Raw genomic sequence first — 19,189 nt, 5'->3', positions numbered from 1 at the left:
GTGGTTCTCAGGGATAGAGCAGTACGTCGTCGCCGGCCCACTGGCCGGGCGGTGCCGGCGGGTCGCACAGCGGCTGCGGGTCCTCGTCCGCGTCGACGGCGCGCCGCAGCCGGTCGGACCCCCACAGCAGATCGACGAGGTGGCGGTGTCCGGTCTCCTGCGCCCCGCCGTCCGTGACGTGCCAGGCGAAGTCGTCGGGGTACAGCCGCCGCAGCGTGGTGAGCATCGCGACGGCGGTACGCACGGGGGCGAACACCTCGCGGTCCGTGATGTGCAGCTGGACGCCGCGCAGGGGCCGTCCGGCGTGTTTGTGGAACGCCGGGACGTACCGCAGATCACGGAAGCGGACCCCGGGCAGGGCGAGTTCGGTGAGCGAGGGTGCGAACCGGTCGTCGAGGTAGGGGGCCCCGACGATCTCGAAGGGCCGCGTGGTCCCGCGGCCCTCCGAGAGGTTCGTGCCCTCGAACAGGCAGGTGCCGGGGTAGACGGTGGCGGTGGCGGGCGTCGGGATGTTGGGGGAGGGCGCCACCCAGGGCAGGCCGGTGGCCTCCGCGTCCATGGAGCGCTTCCAGTCGAGGGCCTCGATCACCGTCAAGTCGGCGGGGGCGCCCGCCAGTCGGGGCACGGCGGAGGCGTTGAGATGCCGGGCGAGTTCCCCGCAGGTGAGGCCGTGCCGTACGGGGATGGCGGCGCGCCCGACGAAGCTGGCCCACGCCGGATCGAGCAGTGGGCCCTCGCTGACCAGCCCACCGAGGGGATTGGGCCGGTCGGCGACCACGAACCGTACGCCCGTGCGGGCCGCCGAGGCCATCAGGTCGAACATGGTCCACACGTAGGTGTAGAACCGGGCCCCGATGTCCTGCAGGTCGTACACCAGGGCGTCGACTCCGCTGTCGAGCAGCAGTTCGTCGAGGCGCTCGCCGTCGCACCGGTAGGTGTCGTGGACGGGCAGACCGGTGGCGGGGTCCGTCCCGGCGGTCTCGCTCTCTCCTGCCTGGCCCGTTCCGTGCAGCCCGTGTTCGGGGCCGAACAGGGCGACCAGTCGCACGCCGGCCGCCAGCAGCGCGGGCGCGGCCGGCCGCAGGTCGGGCAGGACGCCGGTGTGGTTGGTCACCAGTCCGAGCCGGCCCGGTCCGGCGAGCCCGGGCGACGCGTGCAGCCGTGCGATCCCGGTCGTCACCGCGACGCGCTCGTCCGTGCTCATCCACTGCCCCGTCTGCCGGTTACATCCGGTTCTGGAATTCGGCAATGGTTTATCACAATTCGTACCGATGAGGGACGTGGTGGACGTGATGTCCGAGCGCCTGCCGTCCCGGGGGGTCGTCCCCTCCCACCCCCACCCGCATCCCTTTGCCAACCCTTTACAACCTGTGCCGATCCTGTCTCGTCTCTTCGCTCGGTCCATCACGCAGCCCGCCCGGCGACCCGCCGGGCCGGCCGACGAAAGAGAGCGATTCATGCGCCGAACAGTCCTCAGCGCCACGGCAGCCGCGTGTGTCGCCGTGCTGGCGAGCACGGTGCCCGCGTTCGCCCACGGGTCGAGCGCCTCCCCGACCCCCCGCCCGTCCGCCACCTCCCTGCCGTCGACGCGGCCGAGCGCGTCGGCCACTCCCGTGCCGACCGGGGCGCCGGGCCGGGGAGCCACTCCCGTGCCGACCGGGGCGCCGGGCCGTGGGGCCACCCCGGTGCCGACCGTCGCGCCGAGCGAGGGGCGCGGCCAGGTCGGCGTCGTACCGAGCGGAGCACCGGACACCGGCGTGACCACCGGCTCCGGCGGGTCCGGTTCGGACGGCATGCTGGTCGGCGGCGGTGCCGCCGGCGCCCTCGCCGTGGGCGGCGCGGCGGTCTTCCTCGTGCGCCGCCGACGGGCGACCGGGGCATGACCCAGCTCTCCAGGCGCGCGTTCGTCACCGCGGCGCTGGCCTCGCTCCTGGTGAGCTGCGCCGGCCACGGCACCGACGGGACGCCGGCCGCCCACCCCACCGGCACGCACCCGCCGGCCCGGTCCGCCGTGGCCCCGGCGAACGCGCCGCACCCGCTGGCCCGTTCGGTCCCGACACGGCTGCGGATCCCCGGGATCGGTGTCGACACCCCGGTCATGGGGCTCGGACTGGCCCGGGACGGCAGTGTGCAGGTGCCCCCGATCACCGCGCACGACCAGGCGGGCTGGTACCGGAACTCGCCGACGCCGGGCCAGACCGGCCCGTCGGTGATCCTCGGCCATGTCACGGTCGGCGCCTACGGGGACGGCGTCTTCCGTCACCTCGACCGGCTGCGCCGGGGCGACGGGATCACGGTGCGCCTGGAGAACGGCACGTCGGCCGGGTTCACCGTCACCTCCGTGCGGACGGTCGCCAAGGCCCACTTCCCGACGCAGCAGGTCTACGGCGACGTCGGCCGGCCGGAACTGCGGCTGATCACGTGCGGCGGACCCCGTACCGGCGACGGCTACCTCGACAACGTGATCGTCTTCGCCGCGCTGAGCACCGCGAGCCGCTGACCGGCCGCCGCCCGCCCCGATCCCGGGCCGATGGAACGTACGCCGTCGGTCCGGGCTCTTCCCCACGGGCGCCCCGAGCGCACTGAGAGCGCGACGGGTGCCCCCACCCCCCTGGAGAGCGTTGAAACGGTCCCGTGAGAAGGCGGCAGCAGAGCTGTTCGCCGCTCTCTACCCGCGCCTGGCCGGCTGGTGCCGCCGTCTGGTCGACGACGACGAGACCGCCCACGAGATCGCCTCGGAGGCCTTCACCCGCCTCTGGGCGCGCTGGACGTCCGTGTCGGAGCCCCGGGGCTTCCTCTACGTCACGGCCGCCAACATCGTCCGGGACCACTGGCGCAAGCTGGAGCGCGAACGCAAGGCGGTGCACCGCGCCACCGTCGAGGCATCCGTCCGCCCGCCCGCCGAGCAGAGCGACCCCTCGGTCCGCCTGCTCGTCCAGGCGCTTCCCGAACGGCTGCGCACACCGATCCTCCTGCACTACTACGCTGACATGCCGATCCGGGAGGTGGCCGTGCTGACCGGGCGCAAAGAGGGGACCGTCAAGGCCGACCTGCACGCGGCCCGCGAACTGCTCCGCGCCCACCTGAGGAGAAGTCTTGATCACATTCAATGAGGACGGTCCGGACTTCGAACCCGACGACCCGCTGGCCGTCATCATGCGGCCGCCCTCCGAGCGCCTGGCCCCGCCCCCCGGACGGTACGAGGAGATCCGCCGTGGCGCGGCCCGCCGCCGCGTCCTGCGCGCCGCCGTCGGAGCCGGCGCCACCTGCGCGGTCGCCGCCCTCCTCGCCGTACCGCTGCTGCGCACCACCCACCAGGCCCCCGCCTCCCCGACCGTCCCGCTCGCGCCGCCCCCGGTCAGCAGCCCCAAGGCCCTGCCGACGCCGTCGGATTCGGCTTCCGCGGGCGTCACCCCTCGTCCCAGCGCCCGCCCCCGAGGGGGTGCTACGGCCGTCCCCGGCCGCCACCCGGCCACCAGCGCCTCGCCCTCCGCCACCGGAGTGCCCATCCCGACGCAACCGCAGACCCCGGTCCCCACCGCACCGTCGCGTACGGCACAGCCGTCGACGGACCCCTCGGCCCGGTCCGCGTCCGCCTCCGTGCCCGGCACTCGCCCCCGGGCGTAGCGGAGGACGGCTGCCCCCGGGCGCGGCGCCTGCGCAAGAGGTCCTTGCCACCCGCCGCGAAAAAACTGTTATCCCCGGTTCCTTCACCCCGTCTCCGCACTGTGATCCGCGACATTGCCAACAGCACGGCCCCGCCTGAGAGGGTGCGGGCATGAGGACGGACGTGCACGGGCGACAGTGGCGCGACACCATCGCGGCCGCGCAGTCGGGTGACCGGCGGGCCCTGGACGAACTCGTCGAGGGCTGGCTGCCGTTGGTCTACAACGTCGTCGGCCGCGCGCTGGGCGGTCACGCCGACGTCGACGACGTCGTCCAGGAGACCATGCTGCGGGCCGTCGACAACCTCGGCACGCTCCGCGACCCCGACAGCTTCCGGTCCTGGCTGATGGCCATCGCCATGCGCCAGATACGCGACCGGGCCCGCCGCAGGTCTCCGCAGCGGCTCGCCGAGGAGATCCCCGAGGACGCCGCCGACTTCGCCGAACTCACCGTGCTCAGGCTCCAGTTGGAGGGGCAGCGGCGCGAGGTCGCGGAGGCGGTGCGCTGGCTGGACGCGGAGGACCGGCAACTGCTGTCCCTCTGGTGGCTTGAGGTGGCCGGGGAGCTGACCCGGCGTGAGCTGGCGGAGGCCGTCGGCATCAACCGGCAGCACGCCGCCGTACGCGTCCAGCGGATGAAGGAGCGGCTGGAGACCTCGCGCGGCATCGTGCGCGCCCTGGACGGGGCCTGCCCCGAACTGCGCGAGACGACCGCCCGCTGGGACGGCCGGCCCGACTCGGTCTGGCGCAAGCGGCTGGCCCGGCACATCCGGGGCTGCGGCTACTGCGGCGACGGGCGCACGACGGTCGTACCGGCCGAACGCCTGCTGGTCGGCATCGCCCTGGTACCGGTCCCGGCGGGCTTCACGCTGTCGCTGGCCCTGGGCGGCAAGACCGCGGCGGCAGCCACCACCGCAGGCTCCGCCGGCTGGTCCACCAAGGTGCTGGGCGTCCTCACCAAACCCGCCGTGGCCGTCACGGCGGGCGCCACGATCGTCGCGGGCGGCGCCTACGTCGTCGTACGGACCCCCGGCACCCCGCCCCCGCACACCGCCACCGCGCCCACCGCCGCGAGCACCCGCGGCATCCGGCCGCCCTCGGCCTCGCCGTCCCCCTCCCCGTCCCCGTCGTCCTCCGCGTCCTCCTCCCTCTCTTCCTCGCCCTCCCCGTCGGCGACACGGGAGCGGAGCGCGCCGTACGGCAGTGTCGTGGACGCCGTCGACCGGGCGCCGGACCCGCGCACGCCGCCCGCGGCGCTGCCGCACCGGCCCGGCACCGGCGTCACCAGCAGCGGCGGCGCGCACGCCTCCCTGAACCACCGGGGAGACAACGTGCGGCTCAGCGGCCGGGGGTACGTCCTGGTCCGCTGGCAGCTCTTCCCGCAGTACCGGCCCGGCCCTCTGGTCCCGCCCTCCTGGACCGGCCTGAAGGGCAAGCTCTTCCACGTGGCCTCGGGCGGCGGCCGCCGCATGGACGACCCGGTCAGCGCCACCGACAGCTCCGCCAGCGGCATGGGCAGCAAGAGCACCGGCTACGACGTCCTGCCGCCCGGCACCCAGCACATGTGGCAGAACGAGTACTTCTACGTCGACGGGAGCGTCACCCTCACCGTCAACGAACACGGCGCCGACTACAACCTCAACGTCTTCCCGACCACCTGGGACGCGGTGGAGAAGGACGTCGCGACCGGTCCCGCCCAGGGCGCCGAGCGCTACGGCCTGGTCCGCGACACCGGCGAGGACGACACCCCGGTCCCGCAGTACGTCACCCGGTCGACGCCGGCCGACCCGGCGGCGGTGGCCCAGCGCTCCCGCGTGTAGCCGGGCGCGGGGCGCCGTCGCGCAGGGCGGTGAGCGCGTCGAGCCGGTTGGTGGTGATCGAGTCGACGCCCAGGCCGATCAGCCGGCGCAGGGAGCGGCGGGTGTCCGGGGTCCACACCGACAGGAGGTGGCCGTCGTGGTGGACTCGGGCCGCGAGGTCCCGGTCGACCAGGGAGAAGCGGTAGTTCAGCCAGCGGGGGCGCACCGCGTCCAGCAGGGCGGGCCGGGGCGGGGCGAGGGTCGTCCAGGTGAGGGCGATCTCGGCGGCCGGGTCGACCGCGCGGACGGCGAGCATGGCCTCGGCGCCGGCGCAGTAGTACACCCGCTCGCGCGCCCCGCACCCGGTGACGACGTCGACGATCCGCCGCACCGTGCTCCGCTCCACCCGCCCCGGCAGGTCCAGCATCACCCGGCCGTCGCCGGTCGCGGCCAGGGCCTCGGCCAGCGTCGGAACGCCGCCCGAGGTCAGTTCCCGCACCTCCCGCGCCGACAGCGCGCGCAGCGGCCGGTCGTGTCCCCACAGCCGCTTCAGTGTCTCGTCGTGCAGCAGCACGGGGACGCCGTCACGGGTGAGCCGTACGTCGGTCTCCACCGCGTCCGCGCCCCGGTCGAGCGCGGAACGCAGGGAGTCGAGGGTGTTCTCGCGGAAACGGTAGGGGTCACCGCGGTGGGCGACGGCGGTCAGCGTCTGCATGGCCCCCATTGTGGACGGCCGCCGCCGGCCGCCGTCAGGGGGCGAGCCAGGCCGCGGTGTAGGTGTCGATCTCGGCGGCGATCCGGGCCTTGCCGGCCGGGTCCAGGAAGGAGGCCTCGACGGCGTTCCTGGCGAGGCCGGCGAGCCCGCGCTCGTCGAGACCGAGGAGGCGGGCCGCCACGGCGTACTCGTTGTTCAGGTCGGTGCCGAACATCGGCGGGTCGTCGGAGTTGACGGTGACCAGGACCCCGGCGCCGACGAACTCCTTGATCGGGTGCTCGTCCAGGACGGCCACCGCCCGGGTGGCGATGTTGCTGGTCGGGCACACCTCCAGCGGGATACGGCGCTCGGCGAGGTGGGCGAGCAGCTTCGGGTCCCGGGCGGAACTGGTGCCGTGCCCGATGCGCTCGGCACCGAGGTGTTCGAGGGCGTCCCACACCGTTTCGGGACCGGTCGTCTCCCCGGCGTGCGGCACGGACCGCAGCCCGGCGGCGATGGCCCGGTCGAAGTACGGCTTGAACTGCGGCCTCGGCACGCCGATCTCGGGTCCGCCGAGACCGAACGACACCAGCCCCTCCGGCCGCAGCCGGTCGTCCGTCGCGAGCCGCACGGTCTCCTCGGCCGCCTCCAGGCCCGCCTCGCCGGGAATGTCGAAGCACCAGCGCAGGACGGTCCCGAACTCGGCCTCGGCCGCCTTGCGGGCGTCCTCGATCGCGTCCATGAAGGCGATCTCGTCGATGCCGCGCCGGGTGGAGGAGAAGGGGGTGATGGTCAGCTCGGCGTACCGCACCTGCTGGCGGGCCAGTTCCCGGGCCACCTCGTACGTCAGCAGCCGGACGTCCTCCGGGGTGCGGACGAGGTCCACGACGGACAGGTACACGTCGATGAAGTGGGCGAAGTCCGTGAACGTGAAGTAGTCGGCCAGGGCCTCGTGGTCGGTGGGGACCTTGGAGTCGGGATGGCGGGCGGCCAGTTCGGAGACGATCCGGGGGGACGCGGAGCCCACGTGGTGGACGTGCAGTTCCGCCTTGGGCAGCCCGGCGATGAAGGTGCGCAGATCGCGGTCGGCGGTACCGGTGGCGGGCACGGTGCTCTGGTCGGTCAAGGTTCCTCCCCGGAACGGCGCCCAGGGACCGGGGTCCGGACGCGGTGATCGGCTGATCGATGACTCGGGGTCATCGTAGGACGGGTGCGGGAGGGCGTCGGTGCGGGCCCCGTGGACGGGCCGACGGGCCGGGCGGCGGGGCCGCGCCGGCGACGCTCTACCATGGCGTGTCGATCGACTGAGGGGGACGGGACGTGACGGATCAGACGGGGCCGGGCGGGGCGCAGGAGGGTTTCGACCCGTGGGCCGCGCCGGGGAGCGGGCCGTCGCTGGAGAAGGGCCCGCAGCCGGCCGCGCCCGGGCAGCCCCCCGCCGGTCAGCCTCCGGTGCGGCCGCCGTCCGTGCACGACCAGGCCACCATGGTGTCCATGCCGGCCGGCGGGGCGCCCGTGCCACCCGCCGGCGGTTTCGGCGCACCCGGCTGGGGTCCGTCCGGCGGCGGCCAGGGCTGGACCGGGTCCGCCGTACCGCCCCCGCCCATCGCCCCCTCGGGTCCCGGCATGCAGGCCCCGCCGCCCGGCGGGTACGGCTACCCGGCCTATCCGCAGGGCTACGGCTGGCCCGGTATGCCGATGCAGCCGAACAACGGCATGGGCACCGCGGCGATGGTGCTGGGCATCCTGTCCTGCTGCCTGTTCTGCATCTACGGCGTCGTCTCCCTGGTCCTCGGCACCCTCGCCGTGATCTTCGGCATCAAGGGCAAGAAGCGGGCCGACCGCGGTGAGGCCACCAACCGCGGTCAGGCCCAGGCGGGTCTCGTCACGGGCATCATCGGGATCCTCCTCGGCATAGCCACGATCGTCTCGCTGATCATCGGCATCACGATGGCCGTCGAGCACGAGAAGCAGAGGCGGGAGTCCGACCCGTCCTACAACTCCGCCCCCAGCGTGTCGGCACCGGTCCTGGTCCGGGGCTGACTCAGCCCCGGCGCAGCCGCCGCCGCGCCGCCATCAGCGCGAACCCCAGCAGATTCGGCCCCCGCCACCGGCCGGGGTCCGACGCCGCCTCGTCGTCCGCCGCGAGCCCGATGCCCCACACCCGGTCCACCGGGCTCGCCTCCACCAGCACCCGGTCGCCCGTGCCCAGCAGGAAATCCCGCGGCCCGGGGTGCGCGGCGAACTTGTGGAAGCAGCCCTCGACGACGATCCCGAACCGCTCCCGTTCCCATGTCGCCTCGTCGAAGCCGCGCACCAGCCGCCCCGCCTGCTTGGCCTGCGAGGGATGACCGGCCGCCACGATCCGCCGCTCCGCCTCGGCGTCCCCGAACAGCCGGGCCTTGCGCGCCATCATCCAGTGCTCCGCGGTCGCGTACTCCACGCCCTCCACCGCGAACGGTGACGGCCACCACTGGCTCAGACAGCTCGCGCCGACCCGGCCGTCCGCACGCGGCCGGTGCCCCCAGAAGTGCAGGTACCTCACCCGCGCCCCGGACCGGACGGCCCTGACCAGGTCCTCGCGGCTGCCGATGTCCCCCGTGATCTCTCCCATGCACGCGAGTCTGGCAGGCACCACTGACACTCCGTCCGTCCTTTTCCAGCCCGACTCGACACCTGGTCGACAGATTCCGTTGCGTAACCAAAAGGCAACAACGGAATCACTTGTTGGAGTCCCTTCCCTCTGTCAGGATCGGCACTCAAATCGAGCTGGAGCTACGCCACCCACCCCGGGACAGGGCGACGGCGGAGGAGAGCGACATGCACAACCCGGGCACCGCCACCCCGGAACGATTCCCCGCGCGGGACCGCCTCGCGGACGGCGCGCAGTACATCGACGGACGCCTGACCAAGGGCACGTCCGGCCGCACCCACGCCGTGGTCGATCCGGCCACCGGCGCCGACGTGTACGTGTACGAGCTGGCCGGGGCCGACGACGTGGACGCGGCCGTGGCCGCCGCCCGCGCCGCCTTCCCGGGCTGGGCCGGCGCCACCCCCGGCGAGCGCTCCGACGCGCTGCACCGCCTGGCCGCCGTGCTCGCCGACCGCGCCGAGGATTTCGCCCGCGCCGAGTCCCTCCAGTGCGGAAAGCCGCTCAAGCTGACCCGGGAGTTCGACGTCCCGGGGACCATCGACAACACCGCCTTCTTCGCCGGCGCGGCCCGGCATCTGCAGGGCCAGTCGGCGGGGGAGTACTCGGGCGACCACACCTCCTACGTCCGGCGCGAGCCCATCGGTGTCGTCGGCTCCATCGCCCCCTGGAACTACCCCCTCCAGATGGCCGCCTGGAAGATCCTCCCGGCGATCGCCGCGGGCAACACCATCGTGCTCAAGCCCGCCGAGCTGACCCCGCTGACCTCGCTGCTCTTCGCCCGGGCCGCCACCGACGCCGGTCTGCCGGACGGAGTGGTCAACGTCGTCACCGGCACCGGCAAGGAGGCCGGCGAGCGGCTCGTCGGCCATCCCGACGTGGCCATGACCTCCTTCACCGGCTCCACCGCCGTGGGCCGGCGCGTCGCCGAGATCGCCACCGCCACCGTCAAGCGCCTCCATCTGGAGCTGGGCGGCAAGGCCCCCTTCGTGGTCTTCGACGACGCGGACCTGGAGGCCGCCGTCCACGGCGCGGTCGCGGGCGCCCTCATCAACACCGGCCAGGACTGCACGGCCGCCACGCGCGCGTACGTGCAGCGCCCGCTCTACGAGGCGTTCGTCGAGCGGACCGCCGCCCTGATGGAGACCGTCCGGCTCGGGGACCCCTTCGCTCCCGGCACCGACCTCGGTCCGCTCATCTCGCACGTCCAGCGGGACCGCGTCGCCGCCTTCGTCGACCGCGCGCGTGCCTACGCGCGCGTGGTGACCGGCGGCGAGGCCCCGCGGGGAGATCTCCGGGACGGCGCCTACTACCGGCCCACCCTCGTCGCGGACGCCGCCCAGGACAGCGAGATCGTGCAGTCGGAGATCTTCGGACCCGTCCTGGTCGTTCTCCCTTTCGACACGGACGACGAGGGCATCCGGCTGGCCAACGACACCCCGTACGGCCTCGCCGCCTCGGCGTGGAGCCGCGACGTCTACCGCGCGAACCGCGCCACCCGTGAGATCAAGGCGGGCTGCGTCTGGGTCAACGACCACATCCCGATCATCAGCGAGATGCCGCACGGCGGCTTCAGGGCCTCCGGCTTCGGCAAGGACATGTCGGCGTACTCATTCGAGGAGTACACGCAGGTCAAGCACGTAATGTTCGACAACACGGCGGTGGCGCGGAAGGACTGGCACCGCACGATCTTCGGGGACCGATAGACGACCTGGGCCGCGACCGCGCCCACCCTCCCGAAAGGGCATCACGCGCATGGAGCAGTACCAGCCCGACCGCCCGGCCCCGGCCGGAGCGTCCGCCCTGTGGCGCGGCACGCGAACCGGCCGCGCGGCCACGACCCGCCGGTCGCTGCTGCGCGCCTCGGCCGGCGGCGCGCTGGCCGTCGGTGGTCTCGGGGCGTTGAGCGCCTGCGGGATCCCCGCGGCGGGCAAGACCCAGGGCGGCGCCTCGGCCGAGGACCACTCGGCCAAGGAGAAGGCCGTCGACTTCTCCAACTGGCCCGAGTACATCGACGCGGACTCCAGCGGCAAGCACCACCCGACGCTGGACACCTTCGCGCGGCGGACCGGCGTCCAGGTCAGGTACACCGAGGACATCAACGACAACGACGAGTTCTTCGGCAAGATCCAGCCGCAGCTCGCCGCCGGCCAGGACACCGGCCGTGACCTCATCGTCCTCACCGACTGGCTGGCCGCCCGCATGATCAGGCTGGGGTACGTCCAGAAACTGGACCCGTCCAACCTGCCGCACGCCTTCGCCAACCTGTCGGACCAGTTCCGCGCCCCCGACTGGGACCCGGGCCGCGCCTACTCCTACCCCTGGCAGGGCATCTCCACGGTCATCGCGTACAACAAGAAGGCGCTCGACGGCGTCGAGGTGAAGTCGGTCTCCGACCTGCTGGACAACCCGAAACTCAAGGGCCGGGTCGGCTTCCTCACCGAGATGCGCGACAGCGTGGGAATGACCATGCTCGACATGGGCAAGGACCCGGCGAAGTTCACCGGCGACGACTTCGACGCGGTGATCGCCCGTCTGCAGAAGGCCGTCGACAAGGGCCAGATCCGCCGCTTCACCGGCAACGACTACACGTCCGACCTCACCAAGGGCGACTTCGCCGCCTGTATCGCGTGGGGCGGCGACATCGTCCAGCTCCAGGCGGACAGCCCGGACGTCGGCTACGTCATCCCGGACAGCGGCTACATGACGTCGACCGACAACATGCTGATCCCCAACAAGGCGCGTCACAAGACGAACGCCGAGCGGCTCATCGACTACTTCTACGAGCCCGAGCCCGCCGCCGAACTCGCCGCGTACATCAACTACGTCAGCCCGGTCGCCGGAGTGCAGCCCTACCTCGCCAGGATCGACAAGTCGGCGGCGAGCAACCCGCTGATCATTCCGGACAAGGCCATGCAGGCGAAGTCCCATGCCTTCCGCGCCCTGACGCAGAAGGAAGAGACCGCCTACCAGCAGAAGTTCTCCAAGCTCACAGGGGCGTGACGACGACGATGACGACGACAGACACCAGCGGCGACGTCCGCCTCACCGGCATCGGCAAGACCTACGGCTCCTTCACCGCCGTACACCCGCTGGACCTCACCGTCCCGCAGGGCTCGTTCTTCGCCCTGCTCGGCGCCTCCGGCTGCGGCAAGACCACCACCCTGCGCATGATCGCCGGCCTGGAGGAACCCTCCTCCGGGACCGTGCACCTCGGCGACCAGGACGTCACGCGTCTGCCGCCGTACAAGCGGCCGGTCAACACGGTCTTCCAGTCCTACGCCCTCTTCCCGCACCTCGACATCTTCGAGAACGTGGCCTTCGGCCTGCGCCGGCGCGGCATCAAGAGCGTGAAGAAGCAGGTCGAGGACATGCTGGAGCTGGTCCAGCTCGGCGAGCAGGCCCGCAAGAAGCCGCACCAGCTCTCCGGCGGCCAGCAGCAGCGCGTCGCCGTGGCCCGCGCGCTGATCAACCACCCCAAGGTGCTCCTGCTGGACGAGCCCCTCGGCGCCCTCGACCTCAAGCTGCGCCGCCAGATGCAGCTGGAGCTCAAGCGCATCCAGACCGAGGTCGGCATCACCTTCGTCCACGTCACGCACGACCAGGAGGAGGCCATGACCATGGCCGACACGGTCGCCGTGATGAACGCGGGCCGCGTCGAGCAGCTCGGCTCGCCCGCCGACCTGTACGAGAACCCGGACACCACCTTCGTCGCCAACTTCCTCGGCACCTCCAACCTGATCGAGGCCGAGGTCGACGCCAGGAGCGGCACCGACATCGTGGTGCGGGCGGGCGGCGGCAAGCTGGTGCTGCCCGAGGCACGCTGTTCCGCCCCGGCCCAGGCCGGCGGCAAGGTGCTGGTCGGCGTCCGCCCCGAGAAGATCTCGCTCACCCACGCCGACGACGCGGGGGAGATCCCCGAGGGCCGCAACCGCCTCACCGGCACGATCGCCGACGCGAGTTTCATCGGCGTCTCCACGCAGTACGTCATCGACAGCCCGGTCTGCGACGAACTGGCGGTGTACGTGCAGAACGTGGAGCGCGACGGCCGGCTCGTGCCCGGCGCGGACGTGGTCCTGCACTGGAACCCGGCGCACACCTTCGGGCTGGACGCGGCTCAGTCCCTGCTTGCCGGGACTGTGGGCTCTGCCGGTGTGGAGACCGTCGAGGAAGAGGCCGCGTAGACATGTCGACCCTCACCGAGGCGCCGCCGCCCCTCGCCCCCGCCGGACCGGCGGAGAAGCCCCCGCGCAAGCGGGGCCGGTTCACCCCGTACTGGCTGCTGCTGCCGGGCATCCTGTGGCTGGTCGTCTTCTTCGCGCTGCCGATGGTCTACCAGGCCTCCACCTCCGTCCAGCAGGGCTCCCTGGAGGAGGGCTACAAGGTCACCTGGCACTTCGCGACCTACTGGGACGCGTTCGGCGAGTACTGGCCGCAGTTCCTGCGCTCGGTGCTCTACGCCGCCGCCGCGACCGTGCTGTGCCTGCTGCTCGGCTATCCGCTGGCCTACCTGATCGCCTTCCGCGCGGGCCGCTGGCGGAACCTGATCATGATCCTGGTGATCGCGCCGTTCTTCACCAGCTTCCTGATCCGCACGCTGGCCTGGAAGACGATCCTCGCCGACAACGGCCCGGTCGTGCACACGCTGAACTCGCTGCACGTCCTGAGCCTCACCGACTTCCTCGGCTGGACGGCCGGCGACCGGGTGCTGGCGACCCCCCTGGCGGTGGTGTGCGGACTGACGTACAACTTCCTGCCGTTCATGATCCTGCCGCTGTACACCTCGCTGGAGCGGATCGACGGGCGGCTGCACGAGGCGGCCGGCGACCTGTACGCGAGGCCGTGGACCACCTTCCGCAAGGTGACCTTCCCGCTGTCGATGCCGGGCGTGGTCTCCGGCACGCTGCTGACCTTCATCCCGGCGGCCGGCGACTACGTCAACTCCGAACTCCTCGGCTCCACCGACACCCGCATGATCGGCAATGTCATCCAGACGCAGTTCCTGCGCATTCTGGACTACCCGACGGCAGCCGCCCTCTCCTTCATCCTCATGGCCGCGATCCTTCTCATGGTCACGATCTACATCCGCCGCTCCGGGACGGAGGATCTGGTCTAAATGCGCTTCGTCACCTGGCTCAAGCGTCATCTCGTGGTCATCGCCGGACTGCTGACCCTCGGATATCTGCTGCTGCCGAACGTCGTCGTCACGGTGTTCTCCTTCAACAAACCGAAGGGCCGTTTCAACTACGAGTGGCAGCAGTTCTCCACGGACGCCTGGAAGGATCCGTGCGGGGTCGCCGACATGTGCGGCTCGCTGTCCATCAGCCTCCAGATCGCGGTGTGGGCGACGGTCGGCGCCACCGTCCTCGGCACGATGATCGCCTTCGCGCTCGTCCGTTACCGCTTCCGGGCGCGGGGCGCCGTCAACTCGCTGATCTTCCTGCCGATGGCCATGCCCGAGGTCGTCATGGCGGCCTCGCTGCTCACCCTGTTCCTCAACATGGGTGCTCAGCTCGGATTCTGGACGATCCTGATCGCGCACATCATGTTCTGTCTCAGCTTCGTCGTCACCGCGGTCAAGGCGCGCGTGATGTCGATGGACCCGCGACTGGAGGAGGCCGCCCGGGACCTCTACGCCGGCCCGGCGCAGACGTTCCTGCGGGTCACCCTCCCCATCGCGGCCCCCGGAATCGCCGCGGGCGCGCTGCTTTCCTTCGCGCTCTCCTTCGACGATTTCATCATCACCAATTTCAACGCGGGCTCGACCGTCACCTTCCCCATGTTCGTGTGGGGCTCGGCGCAGCGCGGAACGCCCGTTCAGATCAATGTCATCGGTACGGCCATGTTCCTGGTCGCCGTACTGTTCGTGCTGGCCTCGATGGTCATCAACAACCGCCGCACCAGGCAAAAGGCATAACCGCACACCCGGAAGAACCCTGTGGGGAGTTGAGATCATGGCCCCGAGCGCCATGACCCGTTGGACCAAGTCCCTTTCCGAAGCACAGCCGGTCCCGTACTGGCTCGAAGACCCCGGCAAGCCCCACCCCGAGCCCGCTCTCACCGGCGCCGAGACCTGCGATCTGCTGGTCGTCGGCGGCGGCTACAGCGGACTGTGGACCGCGCTGAACGCCAAGGAGCGCGACCCGAAGCGCGAGGTGGTGCTGCTGGAGGGCCGTGAGGTGGGCTGGGCCGCCTCGGGCCGCAACGGCGGCTTCTGCGCCGCCTCCCTCACCCACGGCCTGTCCAACGGCCTCACCCGCTGGCCGGACGAGATCCGGACGCTGCGGCGGCTGGGCGAGCGCAACCTCGACGAGATCGAGGCGGCCCTCGCCCGGCACGGCATCGACTGCGACTTCGAGCGCACCGGCGAGATCGACGTCGCCACCGAGACCTACCAGGCCTGGGAGCTGCGCGACTGGCACCAGGAGCTGGCCGACAAGGGCCTGGCCGACGGCATCGAGTTCCTGGACGCCGACGCCGTGCGCGAACAGGTGAACTCGCCCACCTTCGAGGCGGGCCTCTACGACCGCCGGGGCGTGGCCATGCTCCACCCGGCCAAGCTGGCCTGGGGCCTCAAACGCGCCTGCGTCCGCCTGGGTGTGCGCGTGTACGAGCACACCCCGGCCCTCACCCTGAAGCCGTACGGCGCGGGCATGGCCGTCCGCACCCCGTACGGCTCGGTCCGCGCCCGCAGGGTCGCCCTCGGCACGAACATCTTCCCCAGCCTCCTCAGACGCGTCCGCTCGTACACCGTCCCGGTCTACGACTACGCCCTCATGACCGAACCCCTGACCGCCGACCAGCTGGCGTCGATCGGCTGGAAGAACCGCCAGGGCCTCGGGGACTCCGCGAACCAGTTCCACTACTTCCGGCTGTCCGCCGACAACCGGATCCTGTGGGGCGGCTACGACGCGATCTACCCCTACGGCGGCCGGGTCCGCGCCGAGTACGACGACCGTCCGGAGACCTATGCCAAACTCGCCGGGCACTTCTTCACCTGCTTCCCGCAGCTGGAGGGCGTCCGCTTCACCCACACCTGGGGCGGCGCGATCGACACCTGCTCCCGGTTCTCGGCGTTCTTCGGCACCGCCCACCACGGCAGGGTGGCCTACGCGGCGGGCTACACGGGCCTCGGCGTCGGCGCCACCCGGTTCGGCGCGGACGTGATGCTGGACCTGCTGTCCGGCGAGGAGACGGAACGCACCCGGCTGGAGATGGTCCGCAAGAAGCCGCTGCCGTTCCCGCCGGAGCCGCTCGCCTGGACGGGCATCGCCCTGACCAAGTGGTCCCTGGCCCGCGCGGACGCCCACGGCGGCCGCCGCAACCTGTGGCTGAGGACGATGGACCGGCTGGGCCTGGGCTTCGACAGTTGATCCGGCTGGGCCTGGGCTTCGACAGTTGATGTGATCCAGATCACATGTCCAGGGGATCGCGACCCGCGTAACGCCCGGCGAGGACCTCCCTCTCTTCCGCTGACGCGAGAGAGGGAGGTCCTCATGGCAGGGGCGAAGACGGCGGTCGAGTGGCTGGCATCCGTCGCACCGGATCCCGGGGCCTGTCGCCGGACATGGGAGCGCGACCCGCTCGGGGTGGCCCTGCTGCCCGCAGGCAAGGCGTGGGACGTCCTGATCCTGCCGGGCGACCTCGGCTGTCCCACGCTCGACGTGCTCACCCGGGTCCTCGACCAGCCCGGTCCGGTGCTGGCCGACTTCGGTGACGACCGGGTGGGCTTCTTCGTGCCACCCGGCACGGCGGCCCGCTGGCTCGGCACCGGCATCCGCACCGCGGGGCCCGGCACCTGGATCGTCGTGCCGTACCCGGGCCGGGCGAGCCGCGGGGTGCGCTGGCTGGTCGCGCCGGACGGCTCGGGCACGCTCACCGATCCGGGGCTGCTGGAGCTGGCGATGCACGAGGCGGTGGTGGGGCCGCCGGCCGGTGGCGGCTCAGGATGAGCGCCAGCGCGGAGAGCGGCACCGTGCACAGGCACCAGCTGGCCACCACGTCCAGCGGCCAGTGGTAGCCCCGGCGGACCAGGCCGAAGGACACGCCGAGCACCAGCGCGAGGCAGCCGGCGACGAGCGCGCGCCGGGCCCGTGCGGAGCGGAGCCGGGGGAGCAGGAGCACGGTGGCGGTGCCGTACGCGATGGCGGCCGTGGTCGTGTGGCCGGAGGGGAAGTAGCCGGTCCCGGGAGGGACGGCGGGAGTGCCCGGGCGGGCGGTCCAGTCCTTCAGCGGGACGACGACCGCCGGGACCAGGGCCATGAGCGCGGCCCCGGCTGCCGACGGGAGCCACCACCGGGCCGTACCGGCGGCGCGGGCCCGCCAGGCGGTCCAGCCGAGCGCGAGCACCAGCACGGGGACGGCCACCTGGACGTTGCCGAGGTCGGAGAGGAGTTCCGAGGGGCGGTCCGGATGGACGAGCGCGCCGCTCAGGCGCTCGTCCAGGCGCAGCAGCGGGCCGGCGGCCAGGACCTGCCAGGTGATCAGCGCGAAGAGGAGGGCCGGAAGGCCCAGCAGGAGGAAGAGAAGAAAGGAGGTCGGCCGCCCCGGAACAGGGGGGGTGGTTCCGGGGCGGCCGTCCGGACCGGAACGTCGCGCGCCCCGGGGGGTTTGGGGCGGGCGACTGTCCGATCGGTGAGGAGATCCGGAGCCGGAGGCCCCGTTTGTGTGCGCGAGGGCACGACCAGGTCGAAGCTGGGGAGGCCTCGGCCTGAAGTCGCCCACAGTCCCCTGTGGGCGGGGTGTATCTCTCATCTGGGTAGAACCTACGGCAGCGGATGACGAGAGGACAGCCGGAACCGCCACCCGTCATCCACCCCGCACACCTTCTTCACACGGCCTGCCGCTCGCCCCGGCGGCCTGCGCGAACGCCCGCTCAGATGCGCGAGAGCACCTGCTCAGATGCGCGAGAACGCCTGCTCGATGATGTCCAGGCCCTCGTTCAGCAGGTCCTCCCCGATGACCAGCGGAGGCAGGAAGCGCAGCACGTTGCCGTAGGTGCCACAGGTCAGGACCAGCAGGCCCTCCTGGTGGCAGGCCTTGGCCAGCGCGGCGGTCGCCTCCGGGTTCGGCTCCTTCGTCGTACGGTCCTTGACCAGCTCGATGGCGATCATCGCGCCACGGCCCCGGACGTCACCGATGACGTCGAACTTCTCGGCCATGGCGGCCAGCCGGCCCTTCATGACCGCCTCGATGTCCTTCGCCCGGGCGTTGAGGTCCAGCTCCTTCATGGTCTCGATGGCACCGAGCGCGCCGGCGCAGGCCACCGGGTTGCCGCCGTAGGTGCCGCCGAGGCCGCCCGCGTGCGCGGCGTCCATGATCTCGGCGCGGCCGGTGACGGCGGCCAGCGGCAGACCGCCCGCGATGCCCTTCGCCGTGGTGATCAGGTCCGGGACGATGCCCTCGTCCTCGCAGGCGAACCACTGCCCGGTGCGGCAGAAGCCGGACTGGATCTCGTCCGCGACGAACACGATGCCGTTGTCCCGGGCGAACTTGCTGATCGCGGGCAGGAAGCCCTTCGCCGGCTCGATGAATCCGCCCTCACCGAGCACCGGCTCGATGATGATCGCGGCCACGTTGTCCGGGCCCACCTGCTTGGTGATCTGGTCGATGGCCTGCGCGGCGGCCTCGGGGCCCGCGTTGTCCGGGCCGGTCGGCCAGCGGTAGCCGTAGGCGACCGGCACGCGGTAGACCTCGGGCGCGAACGGGCCGAAGCCGTGCTTGTACGGCATGTTCTTCGCGGTGAGCGCCATCGTGAGGTTCGTACGGCCGTGGTAGCCGTGGTCGAACACGACCACGGCCTGCCGCCTCGTGTACGCCCGCGCGATCTTGACGGCGTTCTCGACGGCCTCGGCACCGGAGTTGAACAGGGCGGACTTCTTGGCGTGGTCGCCCGGGGTCAGCTCGGCGAGGGCCTCGGCGACCTCCACATAGCCCTCGTACGGGGTGACCATGAAACAGGTGTGGGTGAAGTCGGCGAGCTGCGCGGCGGCCCGGCGTACGACGGCCTCGGCGGAGGCGCCGACCGAGGTCACGGCGATGCCGGAGCCGAAGTCGATCAGACGGTTGCCGTCGACGTCCTCGATGATCCCGCCGCCCGCGCGCGCGGTGAACACGGGCAGCACGGAGCCCACGCCCTGCGCGACCGCGGCGGTACGGCGGGCCTGCAGCTCCTGCGACTTCGGGCCGGGGATGGCGGTGACGACGCGGCGCTCCTGGGGAAGTGCGCTCATGACGGGCTCCTGGGGTTCTGCGGGTTTCACGGACGGTGCTTCGCGGACTCTCGTCTTCTTTTCTCGCAGGCTAGGACGGGGGACGGAGGGTGGGCATGCTCCATGTGGGCGTTGTCCGGACGGCCGGTTGTCCGCCGTGGACATAGCGC

General features: G+C 72.0%; 19 protein-coding genes. 13 read left to right on the top strand and 6 right to left on the bottom strand.

What is annotated here, in order from left to right; all coding sequences use genetic code 11:
- Positions 1-7 precede the first annotated feature (7 nt).
- Positions 8-1,204 carry an exo-beta-N-acetylmuramidase NamZ domain-containing protein gene (locus ACFYMM_RS22310; RefSeq protein WP_388389189.1) on the bottom strand — a complete coding sequence of 399 codons (1,197 nt, stop codon included), beginning with the start codon at positions 1,202-1,204 and terminating at the stop codon, positions 8-10.
- Positions 1,205-1,457: 253 nt separating this feature from the next.
- Here ACFYMM_RS22310 and ACFYMM_RS22305 point away from each other — a divergent pair, with 253 nt between their 5' ends.
- The 5 genes from ACFYMM_RS22305 (at position 1,458) to ACFYMM_RS22285 (ending at position 5,485) form a co-directional block, all read left to right on the top strand.
- On the top strand, positions 1,458-1,883 hold the full coding sequence (locus ACFYMM_RS22305; RefSeq protein WP_388389187.1) for a sortase-dependent protein: 426 nt from the start codon (positions 1,458-1,460) through the stop codon (positions 1,881-1,883).
- Positions 1,880-2,500, top strand: a complete 621-nt coding sequence (locus tag ACFYMM_RS22300) for a class F sortase (protein ID WP_388389185.1) — start codon at positions 1,880-1,882, stop codon at positions 2,498-2,500. The genes ACFYMM_RS22305 and ACFYMM_RS22300 overlap by 4 nt, the downstream gene beginning before the upstream one ends.
- Positions 2,501-2,621: 121 nt before the next feature.
- A complete protein-coding gene (locus ACFYMM_RS22295) occupies positions 2,622-3,113 on the top strand; it encodes an RNA polymerase sigma factor (protein WP_388389182.1) in 492 nt (163 codons plus the stop codon).
- Complete coding sequence (locus ACFYMM_RS22290) at positions 3,097-3,627, top strand: hypothetical protein (RefSeq protein ID WP_388389179.1); 531 nt, start codon at positions 3,097-3,099, stop codon at positions 3,625-3,627. Before ACFYMM_RS22295 ends, ACFYMM_RS22290 begins: the two co-directional genes overlap by 17 nt.
- 151 nt (positions 3,628-3,778) lie before the next feature.
- The gene (locus ACFYMM_RS22285; protein WP_388389176.1) at positions 3,779-5,485 is read left to right on the top strand and encodes an RNA polymerase sigma factor; all 1,707 of its coding nucleotides are present in this window, start codon (positions 3,779-3,781) and stop codon (positions 5,483-5,485) included.
- Here the strand turns inward: ACFYMM_RS22285 and ACFYMM_RS22280 are convergent.
- Both ACFYMM_RS22280 and ACFYMM_RS22275 read right to left on the bottom strand, forming a co-directional pair.
- Positions 5,430-6,179: a glycerophosphodiester phosphodiesterase gene (locus ACFYMM_RS22280; RefSeq protein ID WP_388389174.1), complete on the bottom strand. Its 750-nt coding sequence runs from the start codon at positions 6,177-6,179 to the stop codon at positions 5,430-5,432. The genes ACFYMM_RS22285 and ACFYMM_RS22280 overlap by 56 nt on opposite strands.
- Before the next feature lie 34 nt (positions 6,180-6,213).
- On the bottom strand, positions 6,214-7,341 hold the full coding sequence (locus ACFYMM_RS22275) for an adenosine deaminase (RefSeq protein WP_388389562.1): 1,128 nt from the start codon (positions 7,339-7,341) through the stop codon (positions 6,214-6,216).
- A gap of 137 nt (positions 7,342-7,478) precedes the next feature.
- On the opposite strand from ACFYMM_RS22275, the gene ACFYMM_RS22270 reads away from it, so the two are divergent.
- Positions 7,479-8,201 carry a DUF4190 domain-containing protein gene (locus tag ACFYMM_RS22270; protein ID WP_388389172.1) on the top strand — a complete coding sequence of 241 codons (723 nt, stop codon included), beginning with the start codon at positions 7,479-7,481 and terminating at the stop codon, positions 8,199-8,201.
- Position 8,202: 1 nt separating this feature from the next.
- On the opposite strand, the gene ACFYMM_RS22265 is transcribed toward ACFYMM_RS22270, so the two are convergent.
- A complete protein-coding gene (locus tag ACFYMM_RS22265) occupies positions 8,203-8,772 on the bottom strand; it encodes an NADAR family protein (protein WP_388389170.1) in 570 nt (189 codons plus the stop codon).
- 206 nt (positions 8,773-8,978) lie between these two features.
- Between ACFYMM_RS22265 and ACFYMM_RS22260 the strand changes: the two genes are divergently transcribed.
- The 7 genes from ACFYMM_RS22260 to ACFYMM_RS22230 all read left to right on the top strand — a co-directional run bounded on the left by ACFYMM_RS22260 (position 8,979) and on the right by ACFYMM_RS22230 (position 16,760).
- Positions 8,979-10,514 carry a gamma-aminobutyraldehyde dehydrogenase gene (locus ACFYMM_RS22260; protein ID WP_388389167.1) on the top strand — a complete coding sequence of 512 codons (1,536 nt, stop codon included), beginning with the start codon at positions 8,979-8,981 and terminating at the stop codon, positions 10,512-10,514.
- 49 nt (positions 10,515-10,563) lie between these two features.
- Positions 10,564-11,811 (top strand): spermidine/putrescine ABC transporter substrate-binding protein, encoded by a 1,248-nt coding sequence (locus ACFYMM_RS22255; protein ID WP_388389165.1) that lies wholly within the window; start codon positions 10,564-10,566, stop codon positions 11,809-11,811.
- Positions 11,812-11,819: 8 nt separating this feature from the next.
- Entirely contained in the window at positions 11,820-12,992 is a 1,173-nt protein-coding gene (locus ACFYMM_RS22250; protein ID WP_388389163.1) for an ABC transporter ATP-binding protein, read from the top strand.
- A gap of 2 nt (positions 12,993-12,994) precedes the next feature.
- Complete coding sequence (locus tag ACFYMM_RS22245; protein WP_388389161.1) at positions 12,995-13,924, top strand: ABC transporter permease; 930 nt, start codon at positions 12,995-12,997, stop codon at positions 13,922-13,924.
- Complete coding sequence (locus ACFYMM_RS22240; protein WP_388389159.1) at positions 13,925-14,725, top strand: ABC transporter permease; 801 nt, start codon at positions 13,925-13,927, stop codon at positions 14,723-14,725.
- A 37-nt stretch (positions 14,726-14,762) separates the two neighbouring features.
- On the top strand, positions 14,763-16,181 hold the full coding sequence (locus ACFYMM_RS22235) for an NAD(P)/FAD-dependent oxidoreductase (RefSeq protein ID WP_388389157.1): 1,419 nt from the start codon (positions 14,763-14,765) through the stop codon (positions 16,179-16,181).
- Between the two features lie 123 nt (positions 16,182-16,304).
- Positions 16,305-16,760, top strand: a complete 456-nt coding sequence (locus ACFYMM_RS22230; RefSeq protein ID WP_388389155.1) for a hypothetical protein — start codon at positions 16,305-16,307, stop codon at positions 16,758-16,760.
- Here ACFYMM_RS22230 and ACFYMM_RS22225 read toward each other — a convergent pair.
- Positions 16,684-17,532: a phosphatase PAP2 family protein gene (locus tag ACFYMM_RS22225; RefSeq protein ID WP_388389152.1), complete on the bottom strand. Its 849-nt coding sequence runs from the start codon at positions 17,530-17,532 to the stop codon at positions 16,684-16,686. The two genes, ACFYMM_RS22230 and ACFYMM_RS22225, sit on opposite strands and share 77 nt — an antisense overlap.
- A 173-nt stretch (positions 17,533-17,705) precedes the next feature.
- A complete protein-coding gene (gene gabT, locus ACFYMM_RS22220) occupies positions 17,706-19,040 on the bottom strand; it encodes a 4-aminobutyrate--2-oxoglutarate transaminase (RefSeq protein WP_388389150.1) in 1,335 nt (444 codons plus the stop codon).
- Between the last annotated feature and the right edge of the window lie 149 nt (positions 19,041-19,189).

The sequence above is a fragment of the Streptomyces sp. NPDC006739 genome, from assembly GCF_042869815.1.
Lineage (GTDB): Bacteria > Actinomycetota > Actinomycetes > Streptomycetales > Streptomycetaceae > Streptomyces.
Note: the sequence above shows the minus strand (reverse complement) of the source record. Positions and strands in the feature narration are given on the sequence as shown.

Excerpts from the sequence above, each read along its gene's own strand:
- ACFYMM_RS22310 (WP_388389189.1), bottom strand. The coding sequence starts at position 1,204 with ATGAGCACGGACGAGCGCGTCGCGGTGACGACCGGGATCGCACGGCTG.
- ACFYMM_RS22305 (WP_388389187.1), top strand. The coding sequence starts at position 1,458 with ATGCGCCGAACAGTCCTCAGCGCCACGGCAGCCGCGTGTGTCGCCGTG.
- ACFYMM_RS22300 (WP_388389185.1), top strand. The coding sequence starts at position 1,880 with ATGACCCAGCTCTCCAGGCGCGCGTTCGTCACCGCGGCGCTGGCCTCG.
- ACFYMM_RS22285 (WP_388389176.1), top strand. The coding sequence starts at position 3,779 with ATGAGGACGGACGTGCACGGGCGACAGTGGCGCGACACCATCGCGGCC.
- ACFYMM_RS22280 (WP_388389174.1), bottom strand. The coding sequence starts at position 6,179 with ATGCAGACGCTGACCGCCGTCGCCCACCGCGGTGACCCCTACCGTTTC.
- ACFYMM_RS22265 (WP_388389170.1), bottom strand. The coding sequence starts at position 8,772 with ATGGGAGAGATCACGGGGGACATCGGCAGCCGCGAGGACCTGGTCAGG.
- ACFYMM_RS22260 (WP_388389167.1), top strand. The coding sequence starts at position 8,979 with ATGCACAACCCGGGCACCGCCACCCCGGAACGATTCCCCGCGCGGGAC.
- ACFYMM_RS22255 (WP_388389165.1), top strand. The coding sequence starts at position 10,564 with ATGGAGCAGTACCAGCCCGACCGCCCGGCCCCGGCCGGAGCGTCCGCC.
- ACFYMM_RS22250 (WP_388389163.1), top strand. The coding sequence starts at position 11,820 with ATGACGACGACAGACACCAGCGGCGACGTCCGCCTCACCGGCATCGGC.
- ACFYMM_RS22245 (WP_388389161.1), top strand. The coding sequence starts at position 12,995 with ATGTCGACCCTCACCGAGGCGCCGCCGCCCCTCGCCCCCGCCGGACCG.
- ACFYMM_RS22240 (WP_388389159.1), top strand. The coding sequence starts at position 13,925 with ATGCGCTTCGTCACCTGGCTCAAGCGTCATCTCGTGGTCATCGCCGGA.
- ACFYMM_RS22235 (WP_388389157.1), top strand. The coding sequence starts at position 14,763 with ATGGCCCCGAGCGCCATGACCCGTTGGACCAAGTCCCTTTCCGAAGCA.
- ACFYMM_RS22230 (WP_388389155.1), top strand. The coding sequence starts at position 16,305 with ATGGCAGGGGCGAAGACGGCGGTCGAGTGGCTGGCATCCGTCGCACCG.
- gabT (WP_388389150.1), bottom strand. The coding sequence starts at position 19,040 with ATGAGCGCACTTCCCCAGGAGCGCCGCGTCGTCACCGCCATCCCCGGC.